General features: G+C 68.4%; 14 protein-coding genes. 1 reads left to right on the top strand and 13 read right to left on the bottom strand.

From position 1 onward, the window contains the following. Positions 1–142: 142 nt before the first annotated feature. Positions 143–3,277: an efflux RND transporter permease subunit gene (locus AB3X08_RS02775; RefSeq protein ID WP_369936073.1), complete on the top strand. Its 3,135-nt coding sequence runs from the start codon at positions 143–145 to the stop codon at positions 3,275–3,277. A 485-nt stretch (positions 3,278–3,762) separates the two neighbouring features. Here AB3X08_RS02775 and AB3X08_RS02770 read toward each other — a convergent pair whose 3' ends face one another. The 13 genes from AB3X08_RS02770 to AB3X08_RS02710 form a co-directional block, all read right to left on the bottom strand. After that, positions 3,763–5,124 carry a VOC family protein gene (locus AB3X08_RS02770; protein WP_369936071.1) on the bottom strand — a complete coding sequence of 454 codons (1,362 nt, stop codon included), beginning with the start codon at positions 5,122–5,124 and terminating at the stop codon, positions 3,763–3,765. A 612-nt stretch (positions 5,125–5,736) separates the two neighbouring features. Then, the gene (locus AB3X08_RS02765) at positions 5,737–6,276 is read right to left on the bottom strand and encodes a hypothetical protein (RefSeq protein WP_369936069.1); all 540 of its coding nucleotides are present in this window, start codon (positions 6,274–6,276) and stop codon (positions 5,737–5,739) included. 309 nt (positions 6,277–6,585) lie between these two features. Then, positions 6,586–7,353 (bottom strand): HAD family hydrolase, encoded by a 768-nt coding sequence (locus tag AB3X08_RS02760; RefSeq protein ID WP_369936067.1) that lies wholly within the window; start codon positions 7,351–7,353, stop codon positions 6,586–6,588. A gap of 22 nt (positions 7,354–7,375) precedes the next feature. After that, positions 7,376–7,789 carry an EF-hand domain-containing protein gene (locus tag AB3X08_RS02755; protein ID WP_369936066.1) on the bottom strand — a complete coding sequence of 138 codons (414 nt, stop codon included), beginning with the start codon at positions 7,787–7,789 and terminating at the stop codon, positions 7,376–7,378. Positions 7,790–8,029: 240 nt separating this feature from the next. Continuing rightward, positions 8,030–8,386: an EF-hand domain-containing protein gene (locus AB3X08_RS02750; RefSeq protein ID WP_369936065.1), complete on the bottom strand. Its 357-nt coding sequence runs from the start codon at positions 8,384–8,386 to the stop codon at positions 8,030–8,032. A gap of 225 nt (positions 8,387–8,611) precedes the next feature. After that, positions 8,612–9,001 carry a hypothetical protein gene (locus AB3X08_RS02745; RefSeq protein ID WP_369936063.1) on the bottom strand — a complete coding sequence of 130 codons (390 nt, stop codon included), beginning with the start codon at positions 8,999–9,001 and terminating at the stop codon, positions 8,612–8,614. 192 nt (positions 9,002–9,193) lie between these two features. Beyond that, a complete protein-coding gene (locus AB3X08_RS02740; RefSeq protein WP_369936061.1) occupies positions 9,194–9,394 on the bottom strand; it encodes a CPXCG motif-containing cysteine-rich protein in 201 nt (66 codons plus the stop codon). A 29-nt stretch (positions 9,395–9,423) separates the two neighbouring features. Next, positions 9,424–10,128, bottom strand: coding sequence for a M15 family metallopeptidase (locus AB3X08_RS02735; RefSeq protein ID WP_369936060.1), 705 nt, complete (start codon positions 10,126–10,128; stop codon positions 9,424–9,426). Positions 10,129–10,460: 332 nt separating this feature from the next. Then, entirely contained in the window at positions 10,461–10,982 is a 522-nt protein-coding gene (locus tag AB3X08_RS02730; RefSeq protein WP_369936058.1) for a lysozyme inhibitor LprI family protein, read from the bottom strand. A gap of 358 nt (positions 10,983–11,340) precedes the next feature. Beyond that, entirely contained in the window at positions 11,341–13,323 is a 1,983-nt protein-coding gene (locus tag AB3X08_RS02725) for an XVIPCD domain-containing protein (RefSeq protein ID WP_369936057.1), read from the bottom strand. Between the two features lie 167 nt (positions 13,324–13,490). Continuing rightward, positions 13,491–14,276, bottom strand: a complete 786-nt coding sequence (locus tag AB3X08_RS02720; RefSeq protein WP_369936056.1) for a hypothetical protein — start codon at positions 14,274–14,276, stop codon at positions 13,491–13,493. Positions 14,277–14,680: 404 nt separating this feature from the next. Continuing rightward, positions 14,681–15,586: a hypothetical protein gene (locus AB3X08_RS02715; RefSeq protein ID WP_369936055.1), complete on the bottom strand. Its 906-nt coding sequence runs from the start codon at positions 15,584–15,586 to the stop codon at positions 14,681–14,683. 127 nt (positions 15,587–15,713) lie between these two features. Continuing rightward, positions 15,714–16,463: an N-acetylmuramoyl-L-alanine amidase gene (locus AB3X08_RS02710; RefSeq protein ID WP_369938393.1), complete on the bottom strand. Its 750-nt coding sequence runs from the start codon at positions 16,461–16,463 to the stop codon at positions 15,714–15,716. Positions 16,464–16,593 lie beyond the last annotated feature (130 nt).

Here is a 16,593-nt window from a genome sequence, read left to right as displayed (position 1 = left end):
GGGAGTGGGGAATCGGGAATCGGGAATCACACGGCGTCTGCGGCCTGCGGTCCCCACGAACGCCTGACGACTTGCGCGAGCAAGAAGCGTGCAAGCGCGCCGCTTTCCGAATCCCCAATCCCCAATCCCTAATCCCGGCCCCATGAACATCTCCGGCCCCTTCATCCGCCGCCCGATCGGCACCACGCTGCTGGCCATCGGCCTGTTCGTGATCGGCATGATGTGCTACCTGCGCCTGGGCGTGGCGGCGCTGCCGAACATCTCGATCCCGGTGATCTTCGTGCAGGCCAGCCAGGCCGGCGCCGATGCCTCGACGATGGCGTCCACGGTCACCGCGCCGCTGGAACGGCACCTGGGCCAGATCCCCGGCATCGACACCATGCGTTCCTCCAGTTCGGAAGGGAACAGCCAGGTGTTCATGATGTTCCAGAGCGACCGCAACATCGATTCGGCGGCGCAGGACGTGCAGACCGCGATCAATTCCGCGCAGGCGGACCTGCCCTCGGGCCTGTCCACGCCGCGCTACCAGAAGGCCAATCCGAACGACGATCCGGTCATCGCCATCGCGCTGACCTCCGACACGCAATCGGCCGACGAGCTGTACAACGTCGCCGACTCGCTGCTGGCGCAGCGCCTGCGCCAGATCAGCGGCGTGGCCTCGGTCGACATCGGCGGCGCCTCTACCCCGGCGGTGCGGGTGGACGTGAACCTGCGCGCGCTCAACGCGATGGGGCTGACCCCGGACGACCTGCGCAACGCGGTGCGCGCGGCCAACGTCACCTCGCCCACCGGCTTCCTCAGCGACGGCAACTCCACCATCGCGATCGTGGCCAACGATTCGGTGGCCAAGGCCGCCGATTTCGGCCAGGTGGTGATCAGCCAGCAGCAGGGCCGCACCGTGCGCCTGCGCGACATCGCCAACGTCTACGACGGCCAGCAGGACGCCTACCAGGCCGCCTGGTTCGGCGGCAAGCCGGCGGTGGTGATGTACGTGTTCACCCGCGCCGGCGCCAACATCGTGGAGACGGTGGACCGGGTCAAGGCGCAGATCCCGCTGCTGCGCGGCTACCTGCAGCCGGGCACCAAGATGTCCGCCTACTTCGACCGCACGCCGACCATCCGCGCCTCGTTGAACGAAGTCCAGGCCACGCTGCTGATCAGCCTGGCGATGGTGGTGCTGACCATGGCGCTGTTCCTGCGCCGGCTGGCGCCGACGCTGATCGCCGCGGCCACCGTGCCGCTGTCGCTGGCCGGCGCGGCGCTGGCGATGTACGTCATGGGCTTCACCCTGAACAACCTGAGCCTGCTGGCGCTGGTGATCGCGATCGGCTTCGTCGTGGACGATGCGATCGTGGTGATCGAGAACATCATGCGCCACCTCGACGAAGGCATGTCGCGGCTGGACGCGGCGCTGGCGGGCGCGCGCGAGATCGGCTTCACCATCGTCTCGATCACCGCCTCGCTGGTGGCGGTGTTCATTCCGATCCTGTTCGCCAGCGGCATGATCGGCGTCTTCTTCCGCGAGTTCACCGTGACCCTGGTCGCGGCGATCTGCGTCTCGGCGGTGGTCTCGCTGACCCTGACCCCGGCGCTGTGCAGCCGCTTCCTCTCCGCGCATGCCGAGCCGGAACAGCCGGGCCGCGTCGGCGCCTGGCTGGAACGCGTGCACGCCGGCATGCTGCGCGTGTACACCGCGGCGCTGGATTTCTCGCTGCGCCACGCGCTGCTGCTGGCGCTGACCCCGCTGCTGCTGATCGCCGCCACCGTGTTCCTGGCCGGCGCGGTGAAGAAGGGCTCGTTCCCGGCGCAGGACACCGGCCTGATCTGGGGCCGCGCCAGCTCCAGCGCCACCGTGTCCTTCGCCGACATGGTCAAGCGCCAGCGCCGCATCACCGACATGCTGATGTCCGATCCGGCGGTGAAGATCGTCGGCGCGCGCCTGGGCAGCAGCCGCCAGGGCTCCAGCGCCAGCTTCAACATCGAGCTCAAGCGCCGCGACGAGGGCCGCACCGAGACCACCGCGGAAGTGCTGACGCGGCTCAGCGCCAAGGCAGACCGCTACCCGGACCTGCAACTGCGCCTGCGCGCGATCCAGGACCTGCCCAGCGACGGCGGCGGCGGCACCAGCCAGGGCGCGCAATACCGCGTCTCGCTGCAGGGCAACGACAACACCCAGTTGCAGGAATGGCTGCCCAAACTGCAGGCGGCGCTGAAAAAGAATCCGAAGCTGCGCGACGTCGGCACCGACGTGGACACCGCCGGCCTGCGCCAGAACATCGTCATCGACCGCGCCCTGGCCGCGCGCCTGGGCGTGTCGATCGGCGCGATCGACGGCGCGCTGTACGGCGCGTTCGGCCAGCGCCAGATCTCCACGATCTATTCGGACCTCAACCAGTACAGCGTGGTGGTCAACGCACTGCCCGAGCAGACCGCCACGCCGGCGGCGCTGGACCGGATCTACGTGCCCACGCGCAGCGGCACGATGGTGCCGCTCACCGCGGTGGCGCACCAGGTACCAGGCCTGGCGCCGCCGCAGATCACCCATCAGAACCAGTACACGACGATGGACCTGAGCTACAACCTGGCGCCCGGCGTCAGCACCGGCGAGGGCGATGCGATCATCGCCGCCACCGTGGCCGGCCTGCGCATGCCTGGCGACATCCGCATCGCCGACGGCGGCGGCTTCGGCGTGGCGCTGCAGCCCAATTCGATGCTGATCCTGGTGCTGGCGGCGATCGTGGTGGTCTACATCGTGCTGGGCATGCTGTACGAGAGCCTGGTGCACCCGGTGACGATCCTGTCCACACTGCCGGCCGCGGGCATGGGCGCGCTGCTGGCGCTGTGGCTCACCGGTACCGAACTGTCGGTGATCTCGATGATCGCGCTGGTGCTGCTGATCGGCATCGTCAAGAAGAACGCGATCATGATGATCGACTTCGCGCTGGTCGCCGAGCGCCAGCACGGCAAGTCGCCGCTGGAGGCGGTGCGCGAAGCCTGCGTGGTGCGTTTCCGCCCGATCATGATGACCACGATGGTGGCGATCCTGGCGGCGGTGCCGCTGGCGGTGGGCCTGGGCGAAGGCTCGGAGCTGCGCCGCCCGCTGGGCATCGCGATGATCGGCGGCCTGCTGATCTCGCAGAGCCTGACCCTGCTCAGCACCCCGGCGCTGTATGTGATCTTCTCGTGCCTGCGCGAGCGTTGGCGCGCGCGGCGGGCACGCAGGCGCGAGCGGCGCCTGGCGCGCAGGGCGCCGCAACAGCCGGCTGCATCGCATTAGTCGAGGTCGCCGTGCTCGCGCGGCGTCTGGTGTCCTGGCTGTTCCCCTTCTCCCATCGGGACCATGGCCCCCTTTTCGGGGGGAAGGTGCCCGAAGGGCGGATGAGGGTACGGGCGCAGCTCATGCACCCAAACGCCGCGAGTCGCTTTCGCGCCGTACCCTCACCCCAACCCCTCTCCCGGGGGGAGAGGGGCTCGGCTGTTCCTTCTCCCATCGGGAGAAGGTGCCCCGCAGGGGCGGATGAGGGTACGGGCGCAGCCTCGTGCACCCAAACTCCGCGAGTCGCTTCGCGCCGGACCCTCACCCCAACCCCTCTCCCGACGGGAGAGGGGCTCGCGGCTGTTCCCTTCTCCCCTCGGGAGAAGGTGCCCCGAAGGGGCGGATGAGGGTACGGGCGCAGCCTCGCGGACCCAAACTCAGCGAGCCGCTTCGCGCCTTACCCTCACCCCACCCCCTCTCCCACCGGGAGAGCGGCTTTTGGTGGCTCAGCCCTGCAGCGCTTCCAGTGAGGCTCGCTCAATACCGGCGTAGATCGCGAATTCGTCGTGCACCGCCGCGCCCAGCGCCTGCTCGAACGCGGCGCGATTGGCATGCGCGGCATAGGCGCGTTGTTCGCCGCCGCCCAGATTGGACTGGAAGATGCCCGCGGCGCTGACCGGCAGAAAATCCTCGTAGACGATCGGATCGGCGCTGGCCAGGCCGTCGGCGATCAACGACTCGGCGGGCCGCCCGCCCAGCGCAGCCGCACCCGCGCCACGGCCGGCCTCGGTCAGCGCGTAGCGGAAATAGCCCAGGCCTTCGCGGCGCAGCGTGGCGTAATCGTCGGGGAACTCGGCGAACGCGGCCTGCAGGCGCGCGGCGTAGTCGCCGCCGGCGCTGCCCTCGGCGGCGCGCGCGCGCTCCAGCAGGGCGTCGTACAGCGCGCGCCCCTTCGGCGTCAGCGCCAGACCGCGCTGCTCGATCTCGCCGAAGCGCGCGGTGTGGGTACCGGCCTCGGCAGCGCCATCGCCGGCCGGAAAGCGCACCGTTTCCTCCAGCGCCTTGAAGCTGGTCTGGCGCAACAGGATCGGGCAGCGCCGGCGTGGCGGGCCTTCGATCACCGCCTTGGCGTCGATGCCCCGGCGCAGCATTTCCGCCTGCGCCGCATCGATGTCCAGCGTGCGCGGGGTCAGGTGGTTGATATGCGGGCCGTGGAAACTGACCACGTCGGCGATCAGCTTGTGCGCATCGCTCAACGCGCGATAGGTCGGCAGCGTCACCGTGGCGTCGCTGTGCCAGCGGAAGGTCTCCAGTGCCTCGGCAACGAAGCGCTGCGCGTCGGCCTCGGCCAGGCCTCCGTCGCGCTCGCAGCGTTCGATCAACTGCAACGCGCCTTCGGTGAAGATGCGCCGCTGCGCGAGGATCTGTGCGGCCTGCGCGCGCAGCGCCGGGTCCTCGATCAGTTCCAGCCGCAGCAACGAGGTGAACACGCGGAACGGATTACGCGCCAGCGCCGCCGCATCGAGCGGGCGGAACGCGGTGGAATGCACCGGCACCCCGGCCACCGACAGGTCGTAGTAACCGACCGGATGCATGCCCATCACCGCGAACAGGCGCCGCAGCGTGGCCAGTTCCTTGGCGCTGCCGACGCGGATCGCGCCATGCCGCTCCTGGTCCAGCCGCGCGCGCTCGTCGTTGCGCTGGAGCTGCGCGTCCAGGGCAGGATCGGCGGCCAGGGTCGCCGCGTTGACCTGCGCCACCAGCTCCATCAGCGTGCCGTACAGCGGCACCTCGGTGCGGTACATGTCGGACATGGCCTGCGCGAACAGGCTGCGGATGGCATCGGGCGAAACGAAAGCAGTGGTCATCGGACGGTCCGGAGCGGCGGTAGCGCCGGGCACCAGGTCCGGCAGAACGCCTATTCTCGCGCCGCGGCGACGGCGCGGCCAGTCGTGCGGGCGGATTGCTGCCATGGGGTGAGCGCCAGCGGCGCTTCCCGGTTTCAGCGGAAGCCGCCCGACAAGTGCGAAAAGTATGACGCGTCGCGACTTCAAGGCACCTCTAATACCCCCCAAAAAAGCATGTCGATGCACTTGCGAGACGCCGACACGCCCAGGCCGCAGGTTCCGGCATCGATACGGACGAGATGCGATGGGTAAAGACGCATTGGCCGTAGACTCGGTGGCGTTGCGGCCGCGTTATTCATGGACGCCTCGGCATCACGGCCACTCCGTTCTCCTGTCGCGGCTGAAGCCGCTCCTACAAGAGCGGCGCGCTTGTGTAGGAGCGGCTTCAGCCGCGACAGGAAAAAGGAACACGCCATCGCACGCGCAGCGTGCAGCTTCCGGAATGGAGTTATTAGAGGTGCCCTGAAGTCGCTCCCACAAGGGCTGAGCCGCATTGGCGCGGGACGGCGTGCGTCCGAGCGAAGTCCCGATCAGCCGCGCACCGCCGACTGCGTCCTGTACGGCGTCGGCCGCTTACTGCGCCGCCGCCTCGTCGCGCTGCGCGCGGTCGCCGAGTTGGCGGCGCAACAGCGCATCCAGCGCGATCGGACGGTCCCAGTGATCGTAACTGGCGACGATGGCGTGGCGCAGCGCGCGGTAGGTCAGCGAACCCGGCTCGACCTGCAACGCGGTCGCCACGTCCGCCCAGCTCGCGGCCGGGCCGGCGCCGGCCCGCGCCCGCACCACCTCGCGGTACGGCAGCCCCGCCGCCTCGGCCAGGAAGCAGGCGAAGTAGATGTCGCGCGGCGGCCAGCGCCGCTCGCGCAGCAGCGCCTCGGCATAGCCGCGCGGCACCTGCGCATAGCGCGCCACCTCATCCAGGAAGCTGTCCGGATAGCGCGCGGCATAGCGGTCGATATCCAGCAGCTGGCGGTCCACCCAGGCGTCGCCGCTGCCGGGCACGGCCGCGTCCGCCGCAGCCGCGCTCGGCGCCGCCTCCTGAGCCATTGCGACGCTCGCCACGCCTAGCGCCAGCGGCAGGATCAGGCAGACGGAGCGCAGGCAGGACGGCATGCGTCGATTCTGCCGGATGCCGGCATCGCTGTCAGGCTGGCGCGGCCGGTGCGCCCGTCAAGGAAGGCCCGCAAGGCGCGCACTCCCCGCCATGGCCGATGCGCTCGGCTTTTCCTGGCGCCGGGTGCCCGGATGGGAAGCATCGGCACCAATGGGACGCAGCCACTCCGCTCCGGCGCTCCTACAGCACACCGGTCAACACGAAGCGCGCGCTCACGTGCTGCCGCTACCAACGCCTGCTGCCTTAATCGCTGCCCACACCGGCGGCGCGGTGATCGAGGCCTAGGGGACGGGCACCCGCAAGCGTTATCACCCCAGCGGCAAGACACCCTGCTCCGCCGCATGCCGGTCCAGATCGGCCACCGCCTGCGGCCAGTCGGCCGCCGTGGCCACCTCGCGCAAACGCGGCTCGTCGGCAGCCACGCCATGCTCGGCCTCGTGTGCCCAGGTGGTGGCATAGGGCGTATGGATGCCCCAGCCGCCGAGCGCGAGCACCGGCTCCACGTCCGAGCGCAGCGAGTTGCCGATCATCACGAAGCGCTCGGCGCCGATGCCGAATTCGGCCAGCACCTTGGCGTAGGTCCTGGGGTCCTTCTCCGACACGATCTCGATGCGCGGGAACAGCGCGCCGAGCCCGGATTGCGCGATCTTCGCTTCCTGGTGGAACAGATCGCCCTTGGTGATCAGCACCACCTCGAAATCGGCGGCGATCGCCGCCACCGCCTCGCGCACGCCGTCGATCACGTCCACCGGATGCTGCAGCGTGGCGCGACCGATCTCGACGATGCGCTGCACATCGCGCGCGGAAATGCGCGCATCGGTCAGCTCGATCGCCGCCTCGATCATCGACAGGGTCATGCCCTTGGCGCCGTAGCCGAACACTTTCAGATTGCGCCGCTCCACCGTCAGCAGATGCTGCTGGGTGCCGACGTCGCGCAGATCCAGGTACTGGCCGAGGATGGCCTCGAACGCGGCTTCGGCGTCGCGGTAATAGTCCTCGCTTTTCCACAGCGTATCGTCGCCGTCGAAGCCGACCAGCGCGATGGCGGAGGAACGCAGAGCGGTAGAAGTAGGCATCGCGCAAGCATAGCAGTGCCGCTTATTGCGCTGCAGGATCGCCGGGGCCGGGCTGATAGTGCGCGTACTCCTCGCGCGACAACGCGCCGTCGGCATCGGCGTCGAACGTGTCGAAGGTTTCGCGCAGGACCGGGTCGGCGGCGGCCTCCGTACGGTCGATGCGGCCGTCGCGGTCCAGGTCCAGGGCGGCGAAACTGCGCGCGCCAGCCATGGCGCCGGCGTCGCTGGCAGGTGCGGCCGGTACCGGCAGGGTCGATGCCGGCGGCGCGGGCAATGGCGGCAGCGGCGCCGGCGCCGGGGTGGGCGCGGGTGTCGGCGCAGGAAGGGGCAAGACGGGTGCGGCAGGATTCTGCTGCGGCGCGGCCGCGCCGATGGCGGCAACAGCCGCCAATGACGATGCCAGGCACAGGCGCAGCGAATAGCGGGTAGAACGCATGGGTGGTCCCATCCAAGGCGAATGGACACCCTACTCCTTGCGGCGTGCCTATGGCCGCACCGATGTCAGACCGCATCGACGCTGCGGTTTCACTGCAAAACGCGGAAGGGCGGCACCAGGCCGCCCTTCCTCACAGTCTCTTTCACGTTCGATCAAGCCAGTCACGTCGTCTCCGCGCCGCGAACGGCATACGCCCTCGTCTGTGCGCATACCGGCCGCGGCGCCTTGCCGTCGTCGGCGTTACTGACCGTTGCTGCCGGCGGCGCCGCCCTGCTGTTTGGCGACATACGCCTTGTATTCGTCCGGGGTCAGCTTGCCGTCGTGATCGGCATCGGCCTGCGCAAAGATCTGGCTGAGGCCGGCATTGACCTGCGCTTCCTGCTTGCTGATGGCGCCGTCGCTGTCGGTGTCGACATCGGCCCAGGTCTGGCCGCCGCCGGACGCGCCGGATTGTGCGGGCTGTCCGGTCGCGCTGGTGGGCGACTGCGCCTGGGTAGCGGCATCGCTCTGCGCATCCTGGGCGAAGGCCGGCATGGCCAGTGCGGCGGCGAGAATGGCGGCGGTCCCGATCAGCGGCGTGCGGTTGCGAATGTTCATGGGTGGTCTCCTTTGCTCTCTCGGTTGTGGCATGCCCGGTTCGATCCGGTGCATAGCTACACCGTGCCCGCGCCAGGCTGAATCCATTCCCCTGCAAAAAAACGCATCCAACACTTCGTTAACCACCGCGGTCAAAACACGCGCTACCGGCCTGGTTAGTGATTGGTGAGCGCGCGGTAAGGCCTTCGTTCGAGCCGTTCGGAACTTGGAAAAAAAGCGTGTGTTTCACCCGATTTCGCGTTCCTCGTGGGTGGATTTTTCGCTTGAACGCGAACTGAACGCGACCCAGGCCGCCGCGACGCCGGCGAGCGCCCCTGACACTTCCAGCACCACCCGCGAGCCCAGCTCGTTCGGATCGTGGATGCTGGCCAGCGCCAACCGCGCGTACAACGGCGATTCCAGGCGCACGATGCCGGTGTAGAACAGGTTCCAGCAATCGATCCCGGCCGACGCGGCGACCGCGATCACGCACGACCAGCCTAGCGCATGCCCCTCGGACCAGTGCAGCCAGCGGCACAGGCGGTGCCACACCGCGTACACCAGGAACCCGACCGCGAACGCGATCAGCCCGGCTTCGAGCGAGCCCAGCAGGCCGAAGTGCAGCGGGAGGTTCATTGCGGTGCTTCCTGATGCGAGGAGAAGCGCCAGTCTAGGCGGTGTGGCTGCCTGCGTGCGGTCCTGAGCACTGCCATTCCGAAAACGCGTGTGGAGGCTCGTGGCAAGGGCAATGTCGGCGCTTCACCGTCGCTATTGCGCGAGGCCCGCGAAAGCCGCGCTCACACCGGCAAGCGACAGCCAGGAACCACGTCAGCCATCGTTCTCGGCACTGGCGCTCACCACCGGTGCGCCGTCTTCGTCCCAGCGCACCGTCACCAGCATCGGCCGGCAGCAGACCTGGCAATCCTCCACGTATTGTTGCGCCTCCACCGACGGGTCCAGCGCCAGGTCGATCCATTCGCCGCAATACGGGCACTGCAGGTCGATGAAGTGTTGTTGCATGCCGGACATGGGCTTGACCTGGGAAGCGAGGCGAACGCCTAGCGTACCGGCACATCGTAGGCGGTGTCGGGGCTGGGTTCGGGTTGGAAGGTGTAGTGCCACCACTCCAACGAATAGTTGACGAAGCCCTGCGCCGCCATCGCGCGCATCAGGCGCTGACGGTTCGCGCGCTGGGCCGCATCGATCCCTTCCGCGTCGGTGTGCGCCAAGGGATCGAAGAAGTCGAAGCCGGTGCCCATGTCCAGCGGCGCGCAACGGCCGCTGCGGCAGTCGAGCAGGCCAAGGTCCAGCGTCGCGCCGCGGCTGTGGCCGGAGGTTTCGGCGATGTAGTCGCCGAGCAGCACGCGCTTGTCCAGATGCGGGTAGTAGCGCGCCTTGGCGACCTGGTCGCCGAGGTCGCCCGCCCAGGCCACGAAGGCACGCACCGAGCGCTGCGGCCGGTAGCAATCGAACACCTGCAGGCCATAGCCCTCGGTGCGCAACGCGCGCTGCACGCGCGCCAGCGCCTGCGCGGTCGGGGCCAGCAGATAGCACTTCGGCGCGTCGTAACCGGGCACCGGGCGGCCAGTGAAGTTGTCGTGGCCGGCGTAGCGGATGTCCAGCGCGATCTCCGGCGCGACGTCGTGCACGTCCACCAGCCCGGCTTGCGCGGGCGTGGTCGCCGGCGACACGGCCGGCGTGGCCGCCGCGCCCAACGCGCTGCCCGGCCAAGTGATGGCGCATGCGGCGAACAGCACGAGCACGAGCCGGCATGCATGCACTGCCCGACGCAGGTGAGGCAGCACAGGATGCAGCACGTCGGAGAAGAAATACGCCATGGACCCAGCATAGGCCATCGCCCGCACGACGGACCATCTCCTCGCTCGGCTTTGGTCGCCAGGCGCGTACGCTCGCCGCGGTACTTCGCCAACCACGGCGTGCCCCCGCCCCCCGCAGACCCCATCGCAAGGCCCGAACTGGCGCCTTCGCAGCGCGATGGCGCCAGCGGCGCGGACGCATGGGGAACGCCCTTGCGACGCTGCCGATTGCGTCCAGGTAGCTGCTGGCCCTTGATCTGCGCCTGCACCAGCAGGAATCAGCGCGCTTCCAGTGCGTCCGCGCGCTTGTCGGTCATGTCGAGACGGCACTCGGCGGCATCCACGCGCCCGGCCTGGCCGCTGTCGGGATCGTAGAAGCACTTCTCGTCGCGATCGGCGATCCACTTGCGTTGCCGTTCGCGCAGCGCGCTCCTTTCCGCGTCCTCCAGCTTGGCCATCAACGCCTTGTAGACCGTGTTCAAGCGGCCATCCTGGTAGGCGTATTCGGTGTCGATGCAGTCCTGCATCGCCGGGGTCACGCCCGCAGCGGCGCTGATGCATGCGTCATAGGACGGCCGCAGGACGACGTTGTCACTTGAAGGTTTCGACGGTACGGCGGCCGCATCGGCCTCGGTGGACGGCGTGCTCGATGCTTGCGGATTCGGCGCAGGCGCGGTCGCTGGCGCAAAGGCGGCGGATGGCGCAGTCGGCGCCGGCGCGGAAGACCCGCCCTTGCACGCCGCGGTCAGACCGCAGAGTGCGAGCAGGCAGGAAACAGGAAGAAGCTTGACGATGGCCACGGTTGGAATTCGCCTTGTGGGGATGCGTGCAGGGAGAGCAAGTCCAAAAACGCTCGCCGAACCGCACTCGTCGGGTCGCCGGAGTGCGGCGCGACAGCTACCCGGCCGTTCGAACGACGCAGACAGGCTGCCGACAAGCCGGCGACGTCTCGACACGCCGCAAAGCCCCTAGCGTCCGCAACATCCGCATTACGGGCAGCGCAGTGGCGACGCAGGCGAGATCAGCTCGATGCCGCGCGCGTCGCAAGCAGAAAAGCCATGGACCCGCGAGCGCATGGACGCCGGCCAAGTCGACGAGCGAACCGGCATCGGCTGCCATCCGCCACGCGGGCGGCGGCAGCCGAGCCGGCAACACGCATCAGCGCCCCGGTATCTGCGACTGCGTCTGGGTGCGCTGATCCTGGGTCTGCTGCTCCTGCGCCTGCCGCTGGGTTTCCGCTGCCAGCTGCTGCTGGCTCTGTTCCAGCGGCACCGTCGCGGCATGCTGCTTGTCCACGTAGGCGCGGTTCACGTCGTGCGGGTTGTTCGGGTTGCGCTCCACCGCGATCAAGCCCTTGCCGTCGGTGCTGTGGACCACATCGTCGATGCGCGACATGCCGCCGACCTTGGCCTCGAACGCCACCTGCCCGGCCGCGCGCTGCATTTCCTCGCGGCTGGCGAAGCCGCCGTTCGGCCCCTGCTTCTGCAGCTTCTCCAGCGCCTGGGTGAACAGCGGATTGTCGGCACGCTGGGCTTCGGCGGCAGCCGGGCTGGGCTTGGTCTCGGCCTTGCTCTGCGTCTGCAGCTTGCTCAGCGCCTCGAGGGTGACCTTGTCGGCGATGCCGGTCGGCTCGATGCCCTTCTCGCGCTGCAGGTTGGCCACCACTTCCTTGGTCTTGTCGCCGTAGTAGCCGGTGCCGGTCAGCAACTTGCCGCTGTTGTCCTTGATGCCGAGCTCGATCAGGCTCTGCTGCATCGCCTTCACGTCGGGGCCCTGCTCGCCCGGCTTCAGCGACGTGCGTGCGTCATGGCCCTGGCCTTGAGTCTGCGACTGCGTCTGCTGCCTGTCCTGCAGCAGGTCGCGCGCCTTGGCCAGCGGATCGGACGCGAACAGCTTGGCGTTCTTGTGGCTGGCCAGGTAATCGTCCAGCGGCAAGGTGTTCACGCCCTTGCTGCCGCTGGACTGGCTGACCAGCAGCTCGCCGCTCTTGGGATCGCGCACCACCATCAGGATGTGGTCGATGCCCTTCCAGTGCTCGTGCTTGGTGTTGCCGGCGTCCACGCCGATCACCATGCCTTCCTTCAGCGCGCCGGGCTTGAACACGTCCTGGCCCTGCAGCAACACGCCGGAACTGTCGAACGCCTTCTTGACGATGCCGCCGGAGCCGTTCTGGCCTTGCGCGAGCATGTCCTGGCGGCCGAAGACGGTGTGCCCGGCCTTCTGGTTGATTTCGCGCATGGTGGCGTTCTGCAGTTCCGACACCCAGCCGGAGCAATCGATGTAGCCCTGCTCCAGATGCTTGCCGTCCACGCCGGGGTGATAGAGCTTGTGGCCCTTGATGTTGATCGCGTACTGCACGTCGTCGTACTTGACGCCCATCGCGTGCGCGGCGGTGAGCTGGATGCCGGCGTGCTCGCCCTGCTGCTTGGCGGCGGCGGGCGTGGCCTGCGCGGCAGCCTGCGACGCCTGCGCGCGCTGTTCGGCGTGCTGGGCCGACGGCGCCTGGGCCTGGCCTTCGGCAACCGGCTTGATGCCCTTTTCCGGGATCGCGATGTGGTCGAACTTGGTGTCCCAGTACTTCAGGAAGGTCTTGGCCATGTCCTGGTCGGACATCTTCTTGAACTCGGCCAGCGAAGACCCGGTGTAAGCCTCGAACTGCTTCGCCCCGGCCGCATCCTTCTCGCGTGGCACGTTGTTGAGGATGTTCGAGCGGGTGTCGTCGCGCGCGAAGCTGCCGGTGGCGACCGCGGCCTGGATCGAGCGGTAGCCGCCGGCGCCCTGCTGGTGCGCCATGTACATGTCCAGACCATCGGGCTGCGGCTTGCCGGACAGGTACGGACGGTGGTCCTTGTCGTGCTGCCGGGTCAGCGAATGCTGGTTGTCCAAGTACAGGCGTGCGGCGGCATCGGTATTGGCAACCGCATCCAGCTCGCGGCCGCGGATGCCGTAGGCCGAGGCCGTGCCGGGGGTGAACTGGAACAGGCCCTTGGCGCTGTTCGGGCCGCGGCTGGCCTGCTCGTCGAACTTGCCACCGGTTTCGATATAGGCGAAACGCATGAAATCGTCGACCGGAATGTGGCGTTCCTTGGCCTCACGCTCGATGATGTCGAGGTTCTCGGCCTTCGTGTAATCGCGTGCCATCTCGTGTTACTCCTTGAGGTTGATATACGGCGGCGTGCGCCGACAAGGTCAACCGAGCTCGTCCGTGAGCTTGTTAGTGCGCGGTCAACAAAACAATTCGGGTACTGCGGGTAGTGCGTTCTTGCTGCTGCCGGTGCGCCGATCCGCGGATCGGCGCACCGGCGGATTCATGCGCCCTCTTTCGGCAGGTACTGCCCACTCGCCTGGTCGTACGCATAGACCACCGCGTCGGATGCATCGAGCATGCGCGCCCTGCCGGGACCGGCGATCGCGGTGCCGCTCAGCGTCACGCGCAGAGCAGGCATCGCTTCGCCCGGTACCGTCTCGAAGCTCAGCGTGCCGACGCTGGAGACATGCGGCACGACGCCGTCTTCGTCGCTGCTGGCTTCGTTGTCCTCGCCGGCCGCGACCGTTCCGCGGTACACCCAGCCCTGGTAGTCGCCCAGGTCGCTCTTGTCCGGATCGAACGTGAACAACGCGAAGCCGGCGCTGGTGACGCCATTGCCGAAGCTCGACGTCGGCACCGCCAGCAGCAAGTGGCCGTTGTCCAGGACGTGATGCTGCGGCTTGCGCGTTTCATCGACCTCGTCGGCGCGCTCGTAGCCGCCGAAGCTGCCCACGTATTGCTGCGCATGCAACAGCATCCACGGCCGCTCGCTGCCCGGCGCGGTCAGCAGGAACGTGGCCTGGCTGATCGACACGCCTTCGCCCGGACCCGCAACCGTCTCGGCGTCGTCGTTGCCGTACTTGTTCGGCGTGGCATAGGCGAAGCCGGTGTAATAGTGCTTGCCGCCCAGATCGAAGTGCTGGCCGTGCCAGAAGCTAGCCACGGCGCCGTTGTCGATTTCGTACGAGAGGGCGCCATCGCCGTCGATCCCGTAGATCAGGTACAGCACGCTGCCCGGGTAGGGCGGCGCTTCGGTGGCGACGGCGAGCTTGTTGTCATTGGACATGTGCAGAACATCCTGTATTCGTTGGAGAAGCCGAAAAACATTCCTGAAAATCCCGACACGCCACGCCGCCGCGTCCGGATGCCGCCCTCTTGCGCATCGCAGACACAGCGCGACCTACGCGGACGAAGAACTCCTCGCAGGCGCGGCTTCGGACAGAAAACGGTGGATTGCAATCCGGCCCCAAAGCAGGGGCGGTGATGACGTTCGCGCATGGCGAAACGCAAGCCGGCGATCCACTCCGGCATTTCGGGCGAGTGCAGCGTCCATTGCCGCTCGCGAATGACTCGCCTGATCATCAGGCCCCGTGGCCGGCATCTTACCCAGTTCCATTGCCGGCGACCAGCGGGCGTACGCCCTCCGCGCCGACCTCCGACCGGCCCTGGCGCGGGCCGGTCGGCGGCGGTTCAGCGATCCAACGGCGGCGTGAATTTGCCCTTGGCCTGGTCGTAGGTATAGGTCGCCACGTCGGCGGGGCCGAGGGTGCGGACCTTGCCGGGGCCGGCGATGGCGGTGCCGCTCATGGCCACGCGCAGGTTCGGCACCGGCCCGGTGCCGGGTTCGAAGCTCAGCGTGCCGGTGCTGGATGCGCACTTCATGGTGCCCTGGTCGTCGCAGGCCGCGCCGTTGTCTTCGCCGGTGGCCACGGTGCCCAGGTAGACCCAGCCCTTGTAGTCGCCCTGGTCGTTCTTGTTCGGGTCGAAGGTGAACACGGCGAAGCCGGAGCTGGTGATGCCGTCGGCGAAGCGGGTGGTCGGCAGCGCCAGCAGCAGGTGGCCATCCTTGGTTTCGGTGCTCTGCGGCTTGCGCTTCTGGTCCAGCGTGTCGGCCTTCTCGTCGCTGCCGAAATCGCCGGCCCATTGCTGGGCATGGAACAGCGCCCAGGTCGGCTTGCCGTCCGCAGCGTCGAGCACGTAGGTGGCCTGGCTGATGCTCACGCCGACGGCGGGATCCGGCGTGGTCTCTTCCTCCGACTTGCCGTACTTCTCCGGACCGGCATTGGCGAAACCGGTGTAGTAATGCTTGCCGCCCAGGTCGAAGCGGTAGCCGTACCAGAAGCTGGCCAGCGCGTTGTTGTCGATCGTGTAGGACGCCGAGCCGTCGCCCTTCTGCCCGTAGATGTCGGCGAGCACGCGGCCGGGCGCCGGCACCTCGACCGCGACCGGATCGGGCTGCGCGGCGGGGGCGGCGGGCGCGGCGCTCGCGGCAGGGGCCGCCTGCGCCGCGGCCGGGGCGGCGGCGGGCTGCTTGTCCGTGCAACCGCCGATCGACAGGAGCGTCACCGCCCACAGGGCTGTCTTTGCGAGCCTCATCACTGCGTCCTTTGAAGTTCTTGGCGCGCTCATGCTACCAAGAACGCGTTGGATTCAATGGATGGCCAAGCCGACGCGGCGGAACAGGCGCGGTCGCCTGCATGTCGTGCCGGACGCCCCGGCAGCGCTACGGCACGTCCTGCTCCGGTACCGGCTGCGGCTGCGGTCGCGCCTGCGCCGGCTGGGTCAGGGCATAGAGGATGCGCAAGTCCTCGGCATCGAACGCGGTGGCGTCGTTGCCACGGTAATGGTGGTGGAAGGCGCGTAGCGTGGCCGCGCGGTCGTCGACCGGATAGCCGATCAGCGCCAGCGCCTGCCACGGGTCGAAGCCGGGCGGCGCCGGCGGCGTGTCCGCGGCGGGCCAGCGGCCGAAACCGGCCTCCGCCAGGCGCTTCCACGGAAACAGCGGACCCGGATCGACCTTGCGCGTGGGTGCGAAGTCCTCGTGCCCGACCACCTGCGTGCGCGGGATGCGCAGCCGCGTGCACAGGTCCTCCAGCAACAGCAGCAGGCTGTCGATCTGCGCGGCGGCGAACGGGGTCTTGCCGTCGTTGTCCAGTTCGATGCCGATCGAGGCGGAATTGATGTCGGTGATCGTGCCCCAGCGCCCGGCGCCGCCATGCCAGGCGCGGCGTTCGTCGCTGACCAACTGGTAGCGCTTGCCGTCGCGACCGATCAGGTAGTGCGCGCTGACCTTGCCCTTGCTGTTGCGCGAACGCAGCGTATCCAGGCTGCGCTGCACCGAGTCCTGGTCGGTGTAATGGATCACGATCAGGATCGGCCGGCGCAGATCCTGGTTCGGCGACGGCACCCACTCGGCCAGCGGATTGCGCTGCGGCGCGTGCGCGCAGGCGCCGAGCAGGGCGACCAGCGCCATCGGTGCCAGCCAGCGGATGCGCGGCGATGCGGGTGCGGTAAGGAGTCGGGCCATGAGGAAAGATTCCGGGGGATCTGACAGTGAGCGACGAAGCAAGCAACAGCAGTATCAGCCAACACGGTGAACGGGA

Source organism: Xanthomonas sp. DAR 34887 (genome assembly GCF_041245805.1).
In the GTDB taxonomy this organism is placed as follows: Bacteria; Pseudomonadota; Gammaproteobacteria; order Xanthomonadales; family Xanthomonadaceae; genus Xanthomonas_A; species Xanthomonas_A tesorieronis.
Note: the sequence above shows the minus strand (reverse complement) of the source record. Positions and strands in the feature narration are given on the sequence as shown.